Origin of the sequence: Bacillus sp. HMSC036E02, assembly GCF_001836235.1 — a bacterium.
Lineage (GTDB): Bacteria > Bacillota > Bacilli > Bacillales > Bacillaceae_G > Bacillus_A > Bacillus_A cereus.
On record NZ_KV827857.1, the window covers coordinates 331998 to 355759 of the forward strand.

Below are 23762 nucleotides of genomic sequence, written 5' to 3' on the forward strand. Positions count from 1 at the left end.
TCGCGCTCCTTTTATATCATAGAAATAGGGAATAAATCTGTCCAGATTCATCCCCTTTCTAATTTATGACTTTAAAAATAAAGATTCATAATCAGTTACAATTTTTTCCCATGAGTATTCATGGATGATTCTATCTTTCGCCTTATTACTTAATTCATTAATTTGCTCTTGTGAATATTGCTCAACTTCATGAATTAAGTTAGCTAAGGATCCACTTTCTTTAGAGAAGTAAACAGCTCCTGCTCCCCCAACCTCTTTATTAAACACCACATCTAAAAGCATATTTAATTTTGTAGACGCCAATGCTTCCAATAATGATGGATTCGTTCCACCTACTTCATGCCCATGGAAATATGCAAATGCATTTTCACGAACTTTCTTTAATAGTTCTTGATCATATACAGTTCCAACAAACTTAACACGAGGATCCTTATCAAAATTCGTCGTTGCTAATAAATCCTGATAAAATTGATTTTGTTCGACATTAGAGATAATAACAAAGTCTTTTTTAGAATTTGATTTCATGAATTCACGGACCATTAACTCATAATTGTTCTCTGGAACGAAACGACCAACTACTAAGTAATATTCATTGGAGCTTATATCATGTTTCTTATACCATTCATTTAGTTTTACATCCTCGTCTTTTAGAGATGACGATGTAACATCCGCGCCATAAGCAATAAATGTCGTCTTAGGGTTATACTTTTTATAATCTGTTTTAATATATGACTCAATTCCTTTAGAATCACATACTAACAAATCTGCATTTTTAACCATTAACTTCTCAGATATTTTCCAATATGTTCTGATAGCAGGGCTCCATTTACTTCTTTTCCACTCATGCCCATCTGGATTTACAAATACTTTTACACCCATTTTTTCTAGCTTATTTTTATAGAAGGAAAAGAATGGACCAATACGACAAGCAAGCACGTAAACAATGCAATTTGTAAGGCTATTTCTTTTAATATAACGGATACACTCTTTTAAACTTAAAATATCGTATGCTACTGCTTTAGCACTACCAATTTCAGGTGTTTTGACATTAAAACATCTTGCATTATTATGCTTAAACTCATCATTATCATGAGCTAGACAAGATACGTGATATTGAATATCTTCACTTTGTTTTCGAGCTGTTAAGTATTCTACAAATGTTTCGAATCCACCATATTTTGCGGGAATTCCTTTAGATCCGATTATAAATACATGTTTCATTATCAAATTACTTCCTTATCTTCTTATTATTAATAGCTTGTTCATATATGCTAATCAATTCTCCATAATACCATTCAGGTTTAAAGTCATTTTTAGCCTGATAGCTATTTCGTTCCATTTGAGCATACTCATCTTCTGTTAAATTGATTAATCTATCTATTTTATTTGCAAGCTCTTTTTCATCCGCTCTTTCAAATAGAAATCCATTCTCTCCTTCTTTTATCAATTCTGTTATCCCCCCCACTTTAGATCCGATTACAGGGGTTCCCACACTTAAAGATTCAATAATCGTTAAACCAAAAACTTCATGCCATATCGAAGGAATTATGGTAGCTTTCGCCTTCTTAATTTCTGCTACTAAATCATTTCCAGATTTAAATCCTAAAAATTCAACGTTTCGAATATTCTCTTGTTCAACTCTAGCTTTTAATCTCCCTTCCTCTGGGCCCGTTCCTATTAACTTCAAAGTTACTCTTTCACCTAATAATCTTTGAGCATCTAGCAAAGTATCTATGCCTTTTTCTTTAGAAAGTCTACCATAATAGAGTATAAATTTTTCTTTTTTCTCATTCATTTCAATTTCAAGAAAATTATTTGTTAAAAAATTTGGAAGGTGCACTAGCTTTGTATCCGGTATCCTATTTTCAGCTAATTGATTATACATAAATTTACTTGGACATATTACAAAATCAGCTACATCATATGATTTTAACCATTTATGCCAATATGCTTCCATAGTTAATAAAAGACTATATATTGTTGAATCTTTATGACAACGATTTTTAAAACAATTCACAAAATTACCTTGTATACATTTCGTACATACTTCATCATTATTAAAAAGCTTATAATTTGGACAAACTAATTTATAATCATGTGAAGTAAAAACCGTTGGTATGTTATATTTTTTTAATGCTTGAAAAATAGAAGGTGTCAGTTGATGATATATTAAGTTAACATGGGCAATATCTGGTTTAGTACAAGCAATTAATTTGCATAACTTCTTATACGCTTCATTAGAATGTATTAATTTCAAAGCTCCCTGCATTTTCGCTAAAATGCCACTATCCTCTTGATAATTAACATTTTTTACGAAGTGATCTTCAAACTCACTTTGTTGATTTTTTTCATCTTGCATACTAAAAACAATAACTTCATGTCCATTATCTTCTAGCATTTTTTTTAAACCAAAAAAATACGTCTCACTACCACCCTTTACATAGTAATATTTATTAATTAATAGTATTTTCATATACTCACCCTAATAATTTATATACTGCTTTAAATGTTCATATCTCTTTTCCCATGTATTATGCTCGGCATATTCTATAAACATTTCTTTATTTAATGTCTCTTTAATTGCTTCATCTATTAAAGTTATAAATTCTTCATTTGTCTTATATAATTTAGCCGGTGAATCCATTTCAACTACTTCTTGAAGCTTTCTTGACACAACAGGTAATCCGGCTGCAAAATATTCATATAATTTTAATGGATGAATACTATTTGTTAATTTATTATCAACAAACGGCATAATACCCACGTTAGCATGCTTTAAATACTTAGGTATCTCATCATGCGATTTTTTTCCTAACAAATGGATGTTTTTATTTGAAGCAAAGGTTTCTCTTATCTTATCATTTACATTTCCTATAATAACAAAAGCATATTCTTTTAATTTTTCAGCTGCTTTAATAACTAATTCATAATCAAACCATTCTTCTACTGCCCCTACATATACAACAACAGGACGATTTAAATTTTGATACTCTAGGGGCATATCACCAACATTTCCTTTAAACCTATTTGTATTAACACCATTTGGAAGATATAAAACATTTTTATTATGTTTATAAGCAACATCAACTAAATTTTTGGCGGTAACAACCACTAGGTTTGATTTTTGTACAACTTGATTTTGTAAATATATAAGGTTCTTATACGCTCCTTTAAAACCAGAAAAGTCATCAGCCATTCTATGAATCATAAATTTATAATTCAATTGATTTGCTAACTCGTACATTTTTACATTTGTCAGCCACATCACATCTATTTCTTTTTTCTTTAAATCACTACTAACTTTTGAAAAAGGATATTTTATATGATATTCTGCCCAAAATTTTGTATTAAGCCCAGGATATTTACAAAAAGGTAGTAAGACATTAGGATTGTAAATTTCTAAGTTTGTAGTGGGCACCTTATTATTTTTTTCTTTACCGAAAAAAAAGGGTTTAGGTTGATTAGCCCAAACCACATTATTATTTTCTTTAAGAAATTCTTTAGCGTAGTAATGGCTTCCCACTTGAAATACGGTATCATATTGAAGATATTCACACATCAGTATATTCATTTTATTTCCTCTTCTCCATTAGCTGAACATTCAACTATCTCAGCAACTATTTAAATCTTCACTTTTTCTTTGACAATAAATCTGTAGAACATGTAAGTGATAGCATAATAAAAAAGTATATATATATATTTATAGAATAGTATTGATTCGGATTGAAATTTGTGGTAATTAAATTCCCTATAAATAGAGAAATCGGCAGCCATTTATAACCGTCATCAATATTTCTCAGTGTAAATAATAGTAAGCTTATATTTAAGATTACAAAACTCATAAATGAAACTATTCCTTGTTCTAAAAGAATATTTAAAACTTGTGAGTGCACAACTAAATCTGTTGCAAAAAGATAATAAGATGCATAATACGTATATTGTCCAGCCCCTATTCCCATTGCAAAATTTTCTTTGATTACTTGAAAAACATTTATAAATTGTATAAACCTGTGTTCCTGTGTGCCACCACGACTTACAAATAACAAATTGAATATTTCACTATAAAATAAGGATATAATGAGTGTACATCCTATGAGAACCATACTAGCAAATAAAACTTTATAACCAAATTCCTTCTTATTCTTAGATTTCTTAATTAAGAAAATAATTAGTACTTGGCACAAAATAGCCACATATGATATGCGCGTTAAAGTTAATATAACAAATACAATATTTAATAATAAAACTAACAGATTTAAAGAGTTTTTCCTTTTCAAAAAATTGAATACTAGAATAGGAAATAAGATAACCCCTAAATTCCCAGCACCATTACTAGCCCCTATTACTCCAACAACTCTTTTAACAACTTCTAATCCTTCTGTGTAATTAATACTAGCCCCATTTGAAAATAACAAAAAAGACCGATTAAATATGTATTGAATTACTGATAAAATAGAATTAAATAGAGAGAAAAAGCCTACTACCTGAAAAAATTGCATTGATTGTAAGCTAAAACCTCTAACTTGATTAAAGAAGAATCCCATTAACAAAATGTTACAGTACACAGTCAGATGGAATACAAATAAGTTAATATCAAATATTTGTAATGTTAAAAACTGCAAAGGGAAGCAGGAAATAATTACCAACAAACATAAAGCATACGTTGTAATACTGTATGTTTTCCTATCAAAACTAGAAAATGTTTGTTTTTGAATTAACTTATATATTGCTAATGTACAATTCAAAATAACTAAAACAAATAGTAATAACTGTACTCGAATATCTTGAAATTCAACAACAAACATAGTCGGTGAAATATTTAAAGTTATGACCACTAGAATTATAGACATAAAAATAATAATGGTATTTTTTTTATTCTTCCTCATAAGAATTAAACATAAAGAAGAAAAATAAAGAAATAAAAATAGACTTAAAATAAATATTAATTTCATATGTAGTAACCTCATGGATTTAAATTACTTATTACTTAAAATCAGCAATATGTCCCTAAATAATTTGATAAGTTCCTGACATTATTGGAACATTAACAATGCCATTCCTTACTTTTTTAATTGTTTGATTCGGTAATAACAATTTTCTTTTTTCACAACCAGAAATAGACAGGGTTACTTCCCCTAATTCTACGTCTCGATTATTATCCTTGGTTTGTACGAAATAAAAAGTACCTTCAGATGTAGACTTAATTAAAAAATTATCCCTTAAATATACATAACTCGCCAATTCAGTACCTGTACAATACCATACATTCTTATTACGAAGATATCTAAATATGGTTTGTAAACTTTTAGTATCATCAAAAATATTAGGCATTTGTCTTCTTCCATCATCCCTAGAAGGTGCAATATGCTCCTGGATACTAATGACTAATTTCCTCTTTAGTAAATATTCAATTTGTTGTAACCTTTTTTGTACTAAATAGTTTTTCAATAATTTTTTTAATATCCCCTTAATAGATATAAAATTGCTATTTAATACACTTGTCAATAAACCACCGTTTACTGTTGATGGTATGTCAATAACATTATTATCTCCAAACTTTTTGATATCATAATTAGATAATGAATTTTTATCCCTTCCAGAAACTTTATCTACTTCTCCCTCCTCTATGCCTCTATTCCAATATCTACACCACCATAAAAAATCTGTTTTATCTATACTAAGATCTGAAAACTCATTACTAGTATAACCACAATATTTTCCACCTAAAGGATTAACACCTATTGCATCTTTGTAGATTCTTTTTCCTTCCTCAACAACATCCACAGCTTTTTCTAAACTCGAAAAAAGTTCCCATTCTTGTTTGAAATCCAAATTAGTTTCTCCCACTTTACCATGAGTAGTTCCATGATATGCAATTTCAAATCTGGGGTTTTGATGAATGTCTCTAAAAAATTTTTTCGTCGCTTCATCATGGTTAATCTTTTTTGATATTGAGGGCGCTACCGGTTCTTTTATCATTCCCACTCTAACACCTACTGGAACAAAGAATGTAGCTTTAACCTCTGGAAATTCCTTTAAAACAACTTCGTTTAAATATCGAAAAGATGATTTTTCTTCGTTTTTCCAATAACCCCAATCTTCACCTAATTCTAACTCCCCACTTTTAGTTGTATCTACCCAAACGTTTGCTAAATCGTCTATCATAAACATAACTGGAGAATCTGAATTATTAAACCACTTACATATTTCAATATTCATCATATCTTCTCCTTATTAAAATATTTAATACTTTAAATTACTTTTCATTTAATCTTTATTATACATTAGCTCAAAAAATTAAATAGTTTTGAATATTGTCTATTTCTTTTTTACTATTGACAACAGAAATCCCCTAATTTCTTGAATATTAGTAAATTTGAAAACAATCAATAATAAAACATATACTATACATAGAAATACATTACAAATAAATTCAATGTATAAATTTTGAATTGGAGAAATCAGCATCCAATATACCCCATATAATAAAACAAAAATGGTAAAATATTTATATGGATATAGTAAGCCTAATCCTAAACTATAGTATTTTTCACTAAAATAATAATAAAGAATATTAGCCACTATATAAGATACAATTGTCGCTAAAGCTGCACCATTTATCCCAAGATGAGGAATTAGTAATATATTTAGCACTATATTTATAAGAGCACTAATTACAACAATTAGGGAATTTAACATCATTTTATTTGCTACATGTAAACCTAAAGAATAAAATTGTCCAATTCCCCATATAAAATGGGAAATAGCAATTAATGGAATAATCTTATAAGCCTCTAAATATTCATTTGTAGCTAAAATACTAATCGCTATCTTACCAAATATAGCTAATCCAAAAATACAAAAACAACCTACAATATTGTAGATTCGAAACATATTTTGGATTTTTTGTTGACCGCCTTCTTCTTTATAAACCTTAAATTTATAAGCTGTAAATACTTGAGCAAATGGCGTGATAAAAACTGGATTGATTAACATTCCAATTTTTGAGGATATTGAATACACCGCAACTGCTGAATAATTGATTAATTCTTTAATAAAAAAGCGATCTATCAAATTTAATATCCATGCCGAAATTTGTCCTAACAATAAACCTCCACCATAATACAGTATGTTTTTAAGATATGGTACATGAATAGTAATTTTATAATTTTTAAAGTCTAATATAAACAATACAATAAAAACTAATAGATTCGAAATTAAAGTAGCCTTTAATATACCTATAATTCCATTGCCCAAAATCAAAATATAATATGTGGCTAATAGAAATGTTAAAATTAAGATACTTAATTGTACTATGGCTACCCTAAAAGCTTTAAATTCCATTTCATAATAACTAGTATAAATAGCAATCAAACATGTCAATAAAGAAGTTATTACTATAACTCTAATATAAAGAGTGACCTCATTGTCACCACTAAAAACATAGTCACTTATTAACGGACTAATAAAATATACAAATGAAAAAACAACAATCCCCCATAATACTGAAAAGTTTAATGCTGTATTTTTCAATGTTATTTTATTTTCTACATCATAAAAAAATCTTTTTAATCCCGAATATACCCCAATTGTAATAGCAAGGCCTAACAATTGTTGTATGGTATTTAATAATTCATATTTTCCATAATCATTTTGTGATAAATTACTAGTATATAAAGGGATGAGTAACATATTTATTAGTTGTGTTAGAATTGAAAATATAAAATATACAGTCCCACTAGATATCAACTTATTACTATTTAAACTCATACTTACCACTATTCCTTAACTTAAAATTATTTCTTAACCACACGAGTAAAAGTTTTTTTAAAGTTTAAAATGTGAACATAATAATAAACTAAATTTTTTATAAAGCCTAACCCCTTATAGCTTTTTTCAGAATACAAATTTCCTTTTAATATGTTTACAATAGCTTTTGAATATCCTAGTTTCTTAGCCAACTCTAAACGCGAGTAAACCGAAAATTTATGCACACCTTTACCACGTTTTTCTAAAAAAGTATAATCATCAAATAAATACACTGTATTTTTACTAACTTGAACATCAATATTTATAGTACCATCTCGCGTATCTCCAATGGAGAGGTGGAAATAACCATATAAATCGCCTTCCTTGTCTACTACTACATATGGTATATGTTTATCCTGTTCTGCAATTCTCTTTTTTAGAATTTCATATTTGTAACTACCTACTTGGTTACCATATGACTCAATCATTGTTTTCAAATGATACATTTGCATCGGCATTAATGCGTAACAATTATATTTTTCCTCATAAGGAACCATATTATAATTATTCAAGTTTAATATATATCCATTGGAAACCGTGAAAAATTTTGTTTTAATTTTTTTAATTATAGTTTTCATACTCCGATTTCTAACTTTATTTACTAAGCTCATCATCTATTACCTTTCATTATTTTCTTAGAATCATATCATTATTCTATCTAGTCATTATCTTTTCTTACTTTAATTAAATGCCTCTTATAATGTATAAAGCTTAGCAAAGTATTTCCCTTTTTAGTGTATGTATAGATTTGCTCTACTTCTTTCATAAATTTTAACTTATAAAAATCTGTTCCCGCACCCTCCGAATGTAATTTAATATTCTTCTTAAAGCTATCCTTAATACTTTCTTCTACTGATAGAGTGCCTAATTCTAGATTTCTAAATTCCCTATCATAGGCTGCGTCAAAGCAAAATTTTATATCATTAAAAAATAAATTCAGTCTGTACGCAACACAATCATTGTTAATCCTTCCAAATATAACCTCGCTTGGTAAACTATCGATAATTGTTTTTACAAATTTCTTCTTATCTTCATCTAAATAAATACTACCTTTGCCGTCCTCAAGTTTTGAGCGGGAAATCCTTACAATGTCTTCAAAGTTTTGATTATTTATTCTTTCAATTACTGAATCATAAATTAATCCTTTTTTCTTCATTTTATTAAATGCTGTTCTAATATTTTGCTTTAATTTTTTTGAATATACCTGATTTTTGTATTCATCGAACTCATTGAAATCCTCAATTACCAGATATGGACATCCTGATAAAACTTCTGCATCTTTACTATTCAAATCAAAATTCTCAGTAGATTTTCTAATATATTTAAAGTGTAATAAATCAAATTTATAATTACTATAAACATATCCCATAATATAATCTACATCCTCTTTACTTAAACCTCTACCAATAATATCAATAAAGGTTCCACCCCATTGTTGGCCTATAAATTCTATCATTTTTAATTTAATTCCATATTTTCTATGGACTACTTGTATTAATGGAGCTATTGCGATTAACTCTCCTTCTTTATACAGAAAGATTACAATGATCTCTTTTTTATAACCAAATTGATTATCTTCTCTTGGAAAAAATACCTTTAGAAAGCTTTCTATCCAATAATACGAAGTGGTTATATTTTGATTATTTATTTTTTTTTCAAATTTCAACCACTCATTTTTTTTATTTTGTACATCTTCTAATGAGCTACATACATTAATCTGATACATTTTATCCTCCAAACCTTGCTAATTTAATATTTTTACTTAGAGCTTACCTCTCTATAAATACTGAGCAAGTTTTCTGCATAATCTTGATTATTTATCACACTTATCTCATCAACATACTCATTATAATTTTGAATAACCTTAATTACTTTCTCAAATAAATCATCTACGTTCCGGGATTCAAACAATATCGTACCTGTTGGTCTTTCACAGACTTTGCTTGCTATAGAAGGTACCTTATAATGAATTGCTTCTGTAATTGATACTCCCAAACCGTCAGTATTAGTAGGCCTTATAAACAGATTTGTTTTTTGGAGAATAGGATAAAACTCTGTATTTTCTACCTCATAAAACATAATGTGATTTTCCAATTTATATCTTATTATTCTTTCTTTTAACTCTTGATAATACGTTTTTTCAAGTTCTGTCTGACTATCTTTATCTAAAACAGCAAATAGTAAACTCGTTTCTATTCTGTTATCTTTTAATTTCTTCATTAATTCAATAAGCATATCAATTCCATACAAGTCCTCATTTTTATAAAAACGTACACATCCGTTTGCACTAATAAGGAAAGGCGTTCTTTTTATGAAATCCCAAACTGTTTCTGGTATGCTAAGGATATCTTTCTTATCCTCTTGCGGATGGATATATCCTGGAACTGTAATTACTTTTTGATGTTTTATTCCAAATTGAATTAGGTCATTTGTAATTGAATTATTTACACAAATAATTTTTTCAAGTTTATTTAGACTTTTTAATAATAAATATCTAGTAATAAAATTAGAACTCTTTAATTGATCAGTTAGACTTTCTCCATGTACTGTTAATATAATTTTTTTTCCAAAAAAATTATATACTCCTAAAAGAATACGAATTTTTATATCTATGGAATGAAAGTGGAACACATCAGCCTTTAAAAAAGGAAGTCTACACATAAAAAATTTATAATTTTTTATAGGATAAATATCATCTTCTTCTCTTCCCCAATTTGCTTCATTGTATACTGCACTTTCTATCTCTCTTTCATCTAAAAACTTTTTTGTCCTTTTTATATGAACAGAAATCCCACCTATAGGGGGTGGGACTGTACCAATTATATTAATTTTCATTATATAAGCTCTCCTTTTAGTTCTTTTTAAGAGCTAGTTATTTCTCTATACTGTTTCTAAACAGCGATTTTGAAAATCTACTATGCGTTTATCTCTAATTATTCCTTTGTCTATAATTAAAGCTCCTAATAATACTTTATTTTCTATATCTTCAACAATAAAATCTATATATTTACAAATCTCTAAACTTAAAGATCTAGAAACAGTTTTATAAAACATAGTTGGAGTGTGATCTACTACATAATGTAAAACTCCATCAATTTCATAGACAGGATTACTTATACTAGTTGGAACACTTGTCTCTACAGCTTTATGTGCATCGCAACTAATATCAATAATCATTGCTCCTTTTTTCATGCGTTTTAAATCTTCCTTATAAATAATATGATCTGTACGATCAACATCCCAAAGAATTGCGTTTACTAACACATCGTATTTACCAAGTTCTTCCTGGAATAAAACTTCTGTTCTTCTATCATACATTACAACATCAGCCCCAAGAGCAACTAGCGTTTTATATGCACCTCTTCCTATGTTTCCGCGTCCTAAAATAGCAACCTTTGTCTCGTATGGTAATTTCCCATATAAATTATAAGCGTGTAAAACTGCAGCTTCCCCAGCTATCTCATTATTTCGCCAAAAAACGTGTCTTCCACTTTCAAACATATCTTCCCAAGCAATTGCAGTTAGTTTATTATTTATAAATTGATCTGTTATATCTTTATTTTGAACTGCATGTATCCATCCAAAAACAAGCTGTCCTTCCCTTAAATCTTCTAGATATCCAGCGTCACCAGCTTTAGGATCACATATAACATCCCTAGACATAACAATATCTCTTTCAACTACATTAACTCCCATATCAATATACTGTTTATCTGTAATTCCTAAAATTTCTCCGTATCCCTTTTCAACATATATCATATCTTTATTACTAATGTTTACTATATCTTCAGGCACTAAAGCTCTTCTTTTTTCATTTTTTTTATCACTTATAGGAAATCCAATTGTTTTTTTCAATGTTTAGTCCCTCACTTTATATTAGAGATAATAAATCTATGTTTTTGGTTTAACGGCCTATCTATATGGTTTACTATTCTTACTTCAATATTAATATTAGTATCTATTCTTTTTTGAAGTTCATTACTAAAACGAATCCCCTCAGCTTCTGTATAATATTGGTTTGGTACAATAAGTACTTCCAATTGATTATAATCTTTTTGTACTAACTGTAAATCCCTAAAGTTTTCAACATGACGAATGGCAAATTCCAACATAGTTGGTGAATAATGCTTCCCATCCTCAGTCACTAAAAAGTCCCCTGATCGCCCATCAATTTCTTTTACACTGACATATGGTTTACCACATTTACATTTACAGTCGCTTCCAGATATTGTTGCAATATCTGATGTTTTATAACGAATAAGTGGAAAAGCATAGTTATTAAAACCTGTCCCCACAATTTCGGCCATTTCATTTTCTTGATTGACTGAGGATCCATTGTTATCTAAAAATTCCACAATACCATATTCAGGTAAAACATGGTACCTGCTACATATTGGGCAATATTCCATTAAAGCTAGACGTTCATTATGCCCATAATAATCAATTACTTGAGTATTAAAAGCCTTTTTTATTTCTTCTCTTTGAAAATCGTACATTTTTTCTGAGGAACAAAAAACAGCTTTAAACTTTCCTATTTTTCCTGACAGTTCATTTCTATTAATATATTTAGATAAGAGATAAATCAATGAAGGGTATGCTTGTATAAAAGAGGGTTCATATTTTGAAATGACACCTAATATCCCCTCCATTTTTTCTTCATCTAAATTTCTAGTATTTATAGATATTACTTTATTATAAGGACTATATTTATATAATTGTTCACTATCATTTGCATCTCCTCTTAACACTAAGCATAATTGCCCTTCATAACCATACTTCTTCCATATACGATTAAAAAATGCAGCTTCTCTATTGTTTGTAGTATCTGTATTGTAGAAATGCATTGGGCTAGAAGTCGTGCCACCTGTATTAATAGACTTAATTTTACTTATATCAATATTTTTAGCTATAAATTTTTCTCTATTTTCTTTAACCACGGACTTATCTATAATAGGGATTTTCTTCAAATCTCCAACATCCCTAATATCTTTTACACTAATCCCATATTGATTAAACATTTGAGTATAGAAAGGAACATTTTCATAAGCATGCTTAATTAATAACTGTAATTGTGTATTTTGAAATTCGGCTATCTTTGTAGCATCCCACGAAGAAGAAGATTCTAAGAATCTTACATACTCTTTATACTCTTTGCTTTCTCTCAACTTTTGAGGAATTAATGCAGCCATATATAATAGCGGTAATTTAAATGGGTACGGTAATTTTTTTATAGTATTCTTCAAACTAATCATCCTTATAATTTTTAAATACTAAAGATGTCTCTAGGTGAGAGGCAGAAGTTTTCACCACTAACTTTATACTTTCCTTTTTCCTCCCATAACCATCAGAAACAAAAATAGCTTCATGATCTATTTTCATATTTTTATTTACTTGTAAGACTCCATAAACATGTTTTTTTGAAATATGTACCTTGTTTCCTTCAAATTTGACCTTAACTTCAGGATCTAGAATGAAATTAAATTTACACTGGTCAAAAGTTTTTTCACCTATTACATTATCCTTGATATTTATCTTATTTCCCTCTAAATATATAGCCCTCTCATGAATTACCCCACATTTTTTTAAATACCCTCTATGCTGACCTACAAATTTACTATCTTTAAAATAATTACCTTTTGAGAAACTTTGTTCTGCCATCTCAAATAAATGATATTTCTCAAAATCATTTTGTTCATATGGTGGGATTTCAAGCGTATTATGCACACTCGTGCTTCTAAATAAGTTTCGCATTTTATAATCAGCTGTATACGTAAATGTGCCTGAATCAATAAAAATATCTTCGCCAGCAACGCTTAAAGTAAAGCTTAACTGATCATTATGGCTATGTGCTCCCTGTCCTCTAAACGATAATTCCCCGCATCGAATACAGCAATATACATCCTCATTCCGTAAGATGTAATATCCACCACTGCTAAATGCTTTAGATTCCAATAAGAACTGCTGCTCGATATCAGTCCAGCTTCCCGTACACCATAGGGCATCCTCCCTATAGTCTAAACCAAAATACCGAAAATCATCCCTATTGAAAAATTCACCTGCAATTGCTAGTAGATGTCGAAAGTCATTTTTATTCCAGGAACCATAGTTAGAAAAAATAATAAGTCTTCCGTCATCCGCATCCCCAATTAACGGACTTTTTCCATTAGGTTGATTTAAATACATTAAGAAATCACACATTTTTTCTAAACGCTCAACATAATTTTCAGAAAAGTTAATACTATTTTCCTTACATAATATAGTTGTAATTAAAAATAATTCGGTTACCAATCTATGATACGAGGTAGAGGCTTCATAATTTGTCCCATCTTCATTTACTTGTACAAACATCTCTTTTTCTAGTTCAGCTACTCCATACGCTAACCACTTCTCGGGAGTATTACTATTAAAGACTGAGGAGAGACTAAACTGCTTGAAATATAACCCTAACCAGACTAATCCTACTATATTAGATAAATAATGATTACCAGTATGTTCACCTTTATTCTCTAAATTTTTATAAATAAACTTTCCGTGCATATATAAACTCTTATTGAAAACTTCCCAAAAATCCTTATCTATTTCTCTCGAATCTCTGAAAAGACAATAACCAACTATCCAATTTACAGCCCTAATTGCTACGTCCATTGTACATGTCCAATTCACAGACATCTCAACAGGATTCTTCTCTATCCAATCTATTATCTGTTCTTTAAACTCAACTGCATATTTTTCATCTTCCATTACCCAATATGCTTTCCCTAGTGTAAAAACATGCTGGAATCTTGATAACTCCCATGGTACCTTGACATCAGCTTTATTCTGCAAGTCAATTATTTTAATTTCTTTATAAAACTGATTATCCCAAATAAATCCTGTTTTAAAGTCCTTATTCCATAATATATTCTTCCCTAATTGAGCATCACCAGAACCTAATAAATTAAAGGTATGATTATATATTTTTTCAGCATCCCCAATAAGTTCTGCCTCTCCACCCAATTTTTTTAATTTGCTCATATAATTTAATTTATCTCTTGTTTCAAATAAAAAATTACATAGTGGTTGGAAATTCTTAAAAGCTTCTTGTTCCACATCTATTAAATTTTTCGCAACAACTAATTTACGTCCTTTATAATATATAGCCTCATACGATTTTTGAGCTATCTTGCGAGCAATTATATGGGCTGGTTTTCTCCTTAACTTGCGTACTCTCTGTAAGAACCTTGACATTCTTGCCCTCCAAAATAGTTTATAAATTATTTAATAAATCCTTTTGTATCGATTACAACTTTTTCCTTTAATTGATCGAAGTCAATTGAACCAAAAATTTCATGATCCACTAATACTAAAATAATATCTGACTGCATTACAGCATCCTCAATTGTAAGAAGTGAAATATTCTCATCTTTCAAGGATTTCGGTAATTCATTTACGTGTGGTTCAACAGCAATTACCTTACCAATATTTAGCCCCGCTAATTTTTTCACAATTTCTAACGCTGGACTTTCACGTAAGTCATCAATATTTGCTTTAAACGCTAATCCCAAACAAGCAATGACTGGATTTTTAAATCTATCTGCTTTTTCTTTTACTTTTTCAACTACATACATTGGTTTATAATCATTAACATTTCTCGCAGTATGTATAAGTTTAGCTTCTTCCGGCGCAGCATCTACAATAAACCAAGGATCTACAGCAATACAATGTCCCCCTACACCTGGGCCAGGCTGTAAAATATTCACACGAGGGTGACGATTTGCTAAACGAATTAATTCCCAAACATTAATATTTAACTTGTCACATATTAAGGATAGCTCGTTTGCAAAAGCAATATTTACATCACGGAATGAATTCTCAGTCAATTTCGCCATTTCTGCTGTTCTAGCATTCGTATCTAAAATTTTCCCTTTTACAAATTGTTTATAAAATTCAACCGTACGTTTGGTAGATTCTTTATCCAACCCACCAATAATACGATCGTTTTCTACTAGTTCCTTTAAAATATGCCCTGGTAATACACGTTCTGGGCAATGAGCCACATAAACTCTTCCTTTATCACTATGCATCTCTTCAGAAGTTGTTAAGTCCGAACGCTCCTCTAAAATCCATTCTGCAACTTTTTCGGTTGTGCCGATTGGACTTGTGGATTCAAGAATAATAATATCTCCATTTTTTATAACAGGAGCAATTGTTTTTGCAGCGGCCTCTACATATGCTAAATCTGGTTTATGACCATCTTTAAATGGTGTCGGCACTGCCAAAATGAAAATATCTGCTTCTTCAGGCTGTAATGAAGCTTTTAATTTCCCACTTTGTACCGCTGCTTTAACTAAAATATCTAAATCTGGTTCATAAATATGTACTTTTCCACTATTAATCATTTCAACTGCATTTTTATTTACATCAACACCATGCACTTGAAATCCTTTTGTTGCTAGTAAACTTGCAGTAGGTAAACCAATATATCCCAATCCCATTACACATATCTTTTTATCCATTTTCTTTGACCTCTTTTCTGTCATTAACTACTAAGATGCACCATTAGACCTAATCATAATTTGAATTGTTTTCAAAATAATCTTCAAATCATAGGATAGGCTTCTCTTATTAATATATTCTAAATCTAACTCTACCATTTCTTTAAAACCTACACTATTTCTCTCAGTTACCTGCCACAGTCCTGCACATCCAGGAGTAACAAATAATCTTTGTTTATCATATTGTGTATATTCCTCCACTTCTCTTGGAAGTGGTGGACGTGGACCAACTAGACTCATTTCACCTTTTAATACATTTAATAGTTGTGGTAACTCATCAAGACTTGTTTTTCGTATAAATTTACCGATTCTTGTGACACGAGGATCTTCCTTCATTTTAAACATTGCACCAGACACTTCATTATATTTTAATAAATCTTGTAATTTTTCTTCCGCATCTGTTACCATTGAACGAAACTTGTACATATAAAATTCTTTTCCGTTTTTGCCAACACGAACTTGCTTAAAAAACACAGGGCCTTTTGAATCTTCATATTTAATTAAAAATGCTATAACAATAAAAATTGGCGATAATACTATTAATCCACATAATGCCCCAATAAAATCCATACAACGCTTAGATACTAAATATACTTTACGGCTATTTACCTTTTCGAAATCAATTTCTTCATTTTTTTCTTTTGCTACATCTCTACTCGAGACTTTTGCCAGATCCAATCCTTCTCACCTCACATTTATACATGTACACTTTCCTTCATTGCGAGTGCACGTATATAATCTATTAACTCTTCTTTCAATTCAGTCTGCTGTAATGCTACTTCAATGGTTGTTTTAATAAATCCAAGTTTTTCTCCCACATCATAACGTGTTCCTTCAAAATCATAAGCAAACACTCTCTGAATTTCATTTAAACGTTGAATCGCATCTGTTAACTGAATTTCCCCACCAGCACCTGTTTGTTGATTTTCAAGAAACATAAAGATTTCTGGTGTTAATACGTAGCGTCCCATAATTGCTAAATTTGATGGTGCAGTTCCTTGAGCTGGCTTCTCCACAAATTGACGTACTTGATAACGGCGATCGCTTTGTTCAATCGGATCGATAATACCATAGCGATGTGTTTCGTTTTCAGGCACTGTTTGTACACCAATAACTGACGACTGTGTACCTTCATATTGATCCATTAATTGACGTAAACATGGTGTTTTTGCTTGCACAATATCATCACCAAGTAATACTGCAAATGGTTCATTTCCAATAAATTTACGTGCACACCATACTGCGTGTCCCAGCCCTTTTGGTTCCTTTTGTCTTATGTAATGAATATTAATTTTTGAAGAAGCTTGTACTTTTTCTAGCATCTCATGCTTCCCTTTTTCTAAAAGGCTTTGTTCTAATTCGAAAGAATGATCAAAATGATCTTCAATGGCACGTTTACCTTTTCCAGTAACAATAATAATATCTTCAATTCCTGATTCTATCGCTTCTTCTACTATGTATTGAATCGTCGGTTTATCGACAATTGGTAACATTTCTTTCGGCATCGCTTTTGTCGCTGGTAAAAATCTTGTCCCAAGACCAGCAGCTGGGATTATCGCCTTTCTTACTTTTTTCAATTATATTCCCCCTTACATTCTTTTATCTATATGTAACAATAACAAAAACCCTACCTATAAAGTTATTTTTATAACTCTATAGGTAGAGTTTCTATTAGAAATAAATTATGGGCATCTAACCCATCCTCACGTCATACTCCCGACGACAAGCGTCTAAGGTAGGTTCGAAAATAAATTTTCTACCCACAGCACGACCGAGTGCCCCCATTGATAACGGTTAGGAGACATCACCAATTCTTTATTTAAAAAATACCAAACAATTTTTTACGACGAATTTGTTCTGGATCTTCTTTATAAATTGCCTTCCCGCTAATTAATAAGTACGGATTTTCTTTCAAATCACTCATAACATTCATTCCGAATTCTTTCTCAATTAGTTCATAGCTTTCCGCTAAATGAAATCCTCTCGATGTCGTGTTATGTGCATCTGAAGCGACCATATGCGTTAAATTATGTTCTACAAGTTGAAGTGAAAACTTTTTAATTTTTTTACCGAATTTCCCAAGCAAACTCCCTGCTGTCACTTGTGTTAATGCACCTTTATTTACAAGGTTATATAACTTATCTGGCCGCTCGATTAACTCGGCATTACGTTCTGGATGAACGATAATTGGAATCATTCCTTTTACACGTAATTCGTATAATAATTGTTCGGCATAACGTGGTACGTGATTCGATGGAAATTCAATGAATATATATTTATTTGTTTCATTTAAAGTAACGATTTTATCAGCTTCATAGTCTTCTAATAAATCGCCATATAACCTGACCTCTTGCCCAGGTAAAATAGTAAGTGGAATATTATGTTGTTGTAGTTCATCATTTAGTTGTTTTACGTGATGAATAATTGAGGTACGTTCATTTATATATTTACCATTTTGATGATGTGGTGTTGCGACAATAGTATGTATTCCTTCTGACACGGCTTGTTGTGCCATTGCTAAACTATCTGTTACTGTCTGTGCACCGTCATCGATACCAGGTAAAATGTGACAATGTAAATCTATCATTTGTTTCATCCTCCCTCTCTCCTATAAAGATCTTTTTTCCCTTGAATATGAGATATTGCTCATATTCAAGGGAAAAAAGGAGATATGTTTTTACCATATCTCACTTTAAAATTAGTTTGCACCGTAGTAATAATATAAGCCTTCTTCACGTTCACGATCATTCAGAACAACACCCAACAATTTACCTTTAGCCGATTCTAACAATCCTTTTGCTTTTACCGCTGTTTCTTTCTCTGTTGATTCACTACGAACAACAAGAATAGAAGCATCACATACATTTGCCATAATTTGCGCATCCGTTACAGCTAAAATTGGCGGCATATCAAAAATAACTAAATCGTACATACTGTATGCTTGTCCAAGAAGTTCTTTCATTGATTTTGAGCCTAACAATTCGGCCGGGTTTGGTGGGATCGGACCACAAGCTAAAAAGTGTAGATTGTCTACAGATGTCGTCTGTACACATTTTTCTAAACGTTCACTATGTGTTAGTACATTCGTAAGTCCAAAAATGTTGTCTACTTGGAACATTTGATGCATTGCTGGTTTACGCATATCTGCATCAATTAATAATACTTTTTTTCCTTGTTGAGCAAACACAACTGCCATATTCGCTGTCGTTGTCGTTTTCCCTTCACTCGGGTTTGCAGACGTGACCATTAATGAATGTAAATTCGTATCAACAGCTGCAAATTCAATATTCGTTCGAATATTACGATATTGTTCTGAAATTGGTGATTTCGGTTGTTGATGAGCAATTAATTGACGGCGTTGACGATGATTCTTTTTCTTTTTAAATAAATTAAGAGCCAATTGTTTGTCCCCTCACTTTTCTTGATGATGGAGCGTGCGATTTCACGTTCATTGTTTCTTCATCCATACGAGCTACAATCCCTAATACTGGTAACCCAAGTAAGTTTTCTACATCTTCTTCTTTTTTCACTGTGTTATCTAAATATTCTAGTAAGAACGCAAGACCAACTGAAGCCATTAAACCAACAACGAAAGCAATTGCCACATTTAACATTGGACGCGGTTTAATTGGAGATTGATTTTCTGCAACTTCTGCTTTAGATAATACTGTTACGTTATCAACGCTCATAATTTTTGCAACTTCACCTTTAAATACATCTGCAGTTGCATTTGCAATATCACGGGCTAGCTTTGGATCCTTATCTTCAACTGTTAAAGAGATTACTTGTGAATCTTTTTCATTCGCAACATTAATCTTTCCTGTTAAAGCTTGCGCTGTCATATTTAAATTTAATTTTTCATTTACTTGATCTAAGATTACTGGACTTTTAATAATAACCTTATATGTATTCGTTAATTGAATATTTGATTGTATTTCCCCTAATTGAATTGAAGAACCCTCTTGCTTCTTCTGGTTAACAAGAATTTGCGTCGAAGATTGATAGATTGGTGTCATAAAGAAAAAGCTAACGATAGCACTTACAATAGCTGCACCAAAGGCAATTACGAGGATCATTGCTAAACGTTTTTTTAAGATATGAAATAAATCTTTTAGACTAATTGTTTCTTCCATAAGTTCCTCCAACTTTCTAAAATTTACACATAGGAAAAATTATAACATATAAATCTTACATTTTTTATTTTTAATAATTCAGTTCTATATTTGTTCACAAGAAACAAGTTTAATCTTACAAAATAATCTTAAATATGACAACACATTCCAATGATTTCCCAAAAATTTTATCATATCATGCTTTTTACATTGTATAACTTGATAAATAATTTTCAGAAAACAAAAAAGCCAACATTTTTTTGTTGGCTTTTTCATATTTTAGTAATAACCATACTGCTCTTTTTCTTCTCTTTTATCGTTTAAAACGACTCCAAGTATTTTTCCTGATGCTTTATCTAATATTTGTTTCGCTTTTACGATTTTATCTTTTTCCGTCTTTTCACTTCGTACAACGAGTACGATTCCATCACATTTATTCGCAAGTATTTGTGCATCTGTAACCGCAAGGACAGGTGGTGTGTCGATTAATATAATATCAAACATGTTATATGCTTCTAGCAACGCCTCGTCCATTGCCCGGCTCCCTAATAGTTCTGCTGGGTTTGGCGGGATTGGACCTGCTGCCATTAAGTATACGTTCTCTATATCTGTTTTTTGAATGCATTGCATAAGTTTTGCTTGTCCTGATAATAAGTTCGTTAACCCATTTGAAATATGAATGGCAAATAAGTTTTGTATCGTCGGCTTACGCAAGTCAGCTCCAATTAATAAAACTTTCTTTCCTTGTTGTCCGAAAACAACTGCTAAGTTTGCGATTGTTGTTGTTTTCCCATCACCTGGGTCGGCTGAAGTAACAATAATAGAACGAACATGATTATCTACAGATGTAAACTCAATGTTTGTACGAATGTTACGGTATTGTTCTGTAATACGCGATTTAGGCTCTTTATGTGTAATTAATTGTCGTAATGGTTTTCTTTTCTTTCTCCCGAACATATTCATAAGCTCCTTTTGTGAAATGCGACATTTCCCTTTTCTCTCTTTTATGCTCGATTTCATACGTCTAATTAATTTTTTGCTGTTTTCCCCATATCTCATCATAATCAATAACATTCTAATTTGTCTTATTTAAGTATCTTAACAATATGACAATGCCCTTATTTCTTTATTACCTTTATCACTTATCCTGTTTTCTAGATAAATAATAAAGTAAGTATATGGTAATTACCATCTATTTACAAGATATTTTCTGATTAGTTTGTATATTATCATTTCATCGTTATATAGCAGAAACTAAAAAATCCCCTTGTCTTTTCACAAGGAGATTTTTTAGTACTATCTATTCTTTTTTATCACCAATCGCAAATGTAATTTCTGCCTCACATGCAACTTCGCCATCTACTGTTGCGATTGCTTTTCCTTTTCCAATTGGGCCGCGTACGCGTGTCATTTCTACTTCTAGACGAAGTTGATCACCTGGGCGTACTTGTTTTTTGAAACGGCAATTGTCGATACCTGCAAAGAAAGCAAGTCTTCCGCGGTTTTCTTCTTTCTTTAATACTGCAACTGCTCCGACTTGTGCTAATGCTTCTACAATAAGTACACCAGGCATAACTGCATAGTCAGGGAAGTGTCCGTTAAAGAATTCTTCATTTGCGGATACATTTTTAATCCCAACCGCTCTTTTTCCTTCATCTACTTCTAATATTTTATCAACAAGTAAAAATGGATAGCGGTGAGGAATGATTTCTTTAATTTGTTCTATATTTAGCATGTAACAATCGCCCCTTTTGTAATATTGGTCTTACCACTTGGACATATTGCTATTATCCCATTTTGTTTATTGTTTGTCATTACAAAGTAACATTTTATATTTAGCACAACTTCCTAAAAAAAATGCACACACTCTATTCCATTAAAATAGTTGCACATTTTTGCAACTGACACGGAGGTGGAAAAGAGTGTATGCCCAAATTAGGGAAAGGCAATATGTATTGAAACATTATTTGCCTTAATGTCGTATTCGACTCATTATATTATAAACGTTTTCAATTAAGGAAATATTAAATTTAACCATATATATGAATATTTTACCTGTTTCCTTCATATTTCTCTATTTTCCTTCCATTTTCGCAAAAAAACAAAATAAAAAAATATAAAAACGAAAAAAGAACTAAGGCATTAGCCTTAGTTCTTTCAAATTATCTCAAAGCACGCTTTGGTAATCTGTCGATATTCTCTAACATAATACCTGTACCAACCGCAACGCAGTGCATTGGGTTTTCAGCAATTAATACTGGTACTTTTAGTTCTTCTGCTAGAAGCATGTCGATACCGTGTAGTAAAGCTCCACCGCCTGTTAGAATAACACCGCGGTCGATGATATCTGCAGATAATTCTGGTGGTGTGCGCTCTAATACACCTTTTGCAGCTTGTACAATAACAGCTGCATTTTCTTTTAATGCTTCTGTAATTTCTTCAGAGCATACTGTAATTGTACGTGGTAAGCCTGTTACCATGTCACGTCCGCGAATTTCAAGTTCTTCGCTACGTGCACCTGGGAATACTGTACCAACTTTAATTTTAATATCTTCTGAAGTACGTTCTCCAATTAATAGCTTATACTTACGTTTAATATAGTTTAAGATCTCCATATCAAACTTATCGCCAGCCATTTTGATAGAGGAAGAGGTAACAATATCACCCATAGATAGTACAGCGATATCTGTTGTACCTCCACCAATATCAACAACCATGTTACCGCTTGGTTGGAAGATTTCCATACCAGCACCAACTGCGGCTACTTTTGGTTCTTCTTCTAAAAATACTGTTTTACCACCTGAACGTTCAGCAGCTTCACGAATTGCTTTTTGTTCTACTGATGTAATATTTGTTGGACAACAAATTAAAATACGAGGTTTTGAAAAGAAGCTCTTTACGTCCAATTTGTTAATGAAATACTTTAACATTGCTTCCGTAATTTCGAAGTCTGCGATTACACCATCTTTAAGTGGACGAATTGCTACAATATTACCAGGCGTACGTCCCACCATACTTCTCGCTTCTTCACCTACTGCTAATACTTTACCACTATTACGATCAATTGCCACAACAGATGGCTCATTTAATACAATACCCTTACCTTTAACATGAATTAATACGTTAGCCGTACCTAGGTCAATTCCGATATCTCGCGCAAACATTCCCGTTTTTTCCTCCTCGATATTCAAAATCAGGTTACACCCGAATTCTTTTCACCTAATTTCTGATTTTATCATAAATTTAACAGAAACGTAATATTCGCAAAAAGAATTCTTCTGAAAAATATTACCGAATGTGAACGGAA

General features: G+C 31.0%; 21 protein-coding genes. All 21 read right to left on the reverse strand.

From position 1 onward, the window contains the following. Positions 1–63 precede the first annotated feature (63 nt). Positions 64–1221, reverse strand: coding sequence for a beta 1-4 rhamnosyltransferase Cps2T (gene cps2T, locus HMPREF2590_RS22830; RefSeq protein ID WP_003313491.1), 1158 nt, complete (start codon positions 1219–1221; stop codon positions 64–66). A 7-nt stretch (positions 1222–1228) separates the two neighbouring features. Further along, the gene (locus HMPREF2590_RS22835; RefSeq protein WP_000698283.1) at positions 1229–2473 is read right to left on the reverse strand and encodes a glycosyltransferase family 4 protein; all 1245 of its coding nucleotides are present in this window, start codon (positions 2471–2473) and stop codon (positions 1229–1231) included. 9 nt (positions 2474–2482) lie between these two features. Next, complete coding sequence (locus tag HMPREF2590_RS22840) at positions 2483–3571, reverse strand: glycosyltransferase (protein ID WP_001023777.1); 1089 nt, start codon at positions 3569–3571, stop codon at positions 2483–2485. Positions 3572–3629: 58 nt separating this feature from the next. Continuing rightward, entirely contained in the window at positions 3630–4952 is a 1323-nt protein-coding gene (locus HMPREF2590_RS22845) for an O-antigen ligase family protein (protein WP_000766557.1), read from the reverse strand. Between the two features lie 55 nt (positions 4953–5007). Next, positions 5008–6219 (reverse strand): polysaccharide deacetylase family protein, encoded by a 1212-nt coding sequence (locus tag HMPREF2590_RS22850; protein WP_001019254.1) that lies wholly within the window; start codon positions 6217–6219, stop codon positions 5008–5010. A 99-nt stretch (positions 6220–6318) separates the two neighbouring features. After that, positions 6319–7770 (reverse strand): oligosaccharide flippase family protein, encoded by a 1452-nt coding sequence (locus tag HMPREF2590_RS22855; RefSeq protein WP_000056218.1) that lies wholly within the window; start codon positions 7768–7770, stop codon positions 6319–6321. 26 nt (positions 7771–7796) lie between these two features. Continuing rightward, the gene (locus HMPREF2590_RS22860; RefSeq protein WP_225989788.1) at positions 7797–8387 is read right to left on the reverse strand and encodes a GNAT family N-acetyltransferase; all 591 of its coding nucleotides are present in this window, start codon (positions 8385–8387) and stop codon (positions 7797–7799) included. A gap of 80 nt (positions 8388–8467) precedes the next feature. Continuing rightward, entirely contained in the window at positions 8468–9535 is a 1068-nt protein-coding gene (locus HMPREF2590_RS22865; RefSeq protein WP_000284357.1) for a GNAT family N-acetyltransferase, read from the reverse strand. 32 nt (positions 9536–9567) lie between these two features. After that, entirely contained in the window at positions 9568–10644 is a 1077-nt protein-coding gene (locus tag HMPREF2590_RS22870) for a glycosyltransferase family 4 protein (RefSeq protein ID WP_000700166.1), read from the reverse strand. A gap of 45 nt (positions 10645–10689) precedes the next feature. Continuing rightward, entirely contained in the window at positions 10690–11664 is a 975-nt protein-coding gene (locus tag HMPREF2590_RS22875; protein WP_000750924.1) for a N(5)-(carboxyethyl)ornithine synthase, read from the reverse strand. A gap of 11 nt (positions 11665–11675) precedes the next feature. Then, positions 11676–12998: an acyl-CoA synthetase family protein gene (locus HMPREF2590_RS22880; RefSeq protein WP_225989789.1), complete on the reverse strand. Its 1323-nt coding sequence runs from the start codon at positions 12996–12998 to the stop codon at positions 11676–11678. A gap of 55 nt (positions 12999–13053) precedes the next feature. After that, positions 13054–15036: an alginate lyase family protein gene (locus tag HMPREF2590_RS22885; RefSeq protein ID WP_000086027.1), complete on the reverse strand. Its 1983-nt coding sequence runs from the start codon at positions 15034–15036 to the stop codon at positions 13054–13056. Positions 15037–15062: 26 nt separating this feature from the next. Then, complete coding sequence (gene wecC, locus HMPREF2590_RS22890) at positions 15063–16304, reverse strand: UDP-N-acetyl-D-mannosamine dehydrogenase (RefSeq protein ID WP_000358344.1); 1242 nt, start codon at positions 16302–16304, stop codon at positions 15063–15065. A gap of 30 nt (positions 16305–16334) precedes the next feature. Next, positions 16335–17021: a sugar transferase gene (locus HMPREF2590_RS22895; protein ID WP_000362293.1), complete on the reverse strand. Its 687-nt coding sequence runs from the start codon at positions 17019–17021 to the stop codon at positions 16335–16337. Positions 17022–17038: 17 nt separating this feature from the next. Next, complete coding sequence (gene bpsC, locus HMPREF2590_RS22900) at positions 17039–17920, reverse strand: UTP--glucose-1-phosphate uridylyltransferase BpsC (RefSeq protein ID WP_050822177.1); 882 nt, start codon at positions 17918–17920, stop codon at positions 17039–17041. Between the two features lie 242 nt (positions 17921–18162). Beyond that, positions 18163–18930 carry a tyrosine-protein phosphatase gene (locus HMPREF2590_RS22905; protein ID WP_002097926.1) on the reverse strand — a complete coding sequence of 256 codons (768 nt, stop codon included), beginning with the start codon at positions 18928–18930 and terminating at the stop codon, positions 18163–18165. A 111-nt stretch (positions 18931–19041) separates the two neighbouring features. Further along, positions 19042–19743: a CpsD/CapB family tyrosine-protein kinase gene (locus HMPREF2590_RS22910; RefSeq protein WP_001207164.1), complete on the reverse strand. Its 702-nt coding sequence runs from the start codon at positions 19741–19743 to the stop codon at positions 19042–19044. After that, entirely contained in the window at positions 19733–20476 is a 744-nt protein-coding gene (locus HMPREF2590_RS22915) for a YveK family protein (protein WP_000393110.1), read from the reverse strand. Before HMPREF2590_RS22915 ends, HMPREF2590_RS22910 begins: the two co-directional genes overlap by 11 nt. A gap of 258 nt (positions 20477–20734) precedes the next feature. Then, positions 20735–21412: a CpsD/CapB family tyrosine-protein kinase gene (locus tag HMPREF2590_RS22920; RefSeq protein WP_000467941.1), complete on the reverse strand. Its 678-nt coding sequence runs from the start codon at positions 21410–21412 to the stop codon at positions 20735–20737. A 343-nt stretch (positions 21413–21755) separates the two neighbouring features. After that, positions 21756–22190, reverse strand: coding sequence for a 3-hydroxyacyl-ACP dehydratase FabZ (fabZ, locus tag HMPREF2590_RS22925; RefSeq protein ID WP_000931959.1), 435 nt, complete (start codon positions 22188–22190; stop codon positions 21756–21758). 427 nt (positions 22191–22617) lie between these two features. Further along, the gene (gene mreB / locus HMPREF2590_RS22930) at positions 22618–23619 is read right to left on the reverse strand and encodes a rod shape-determining protein (protein ID WP_000457978.1); all 1002 of its coding nucleotides are present in this window, start codon (positions 23617–23619) and stop codon (positions 22618–22620) included. Positions 23620–23762: the final 143 nt, after the last annotated feature.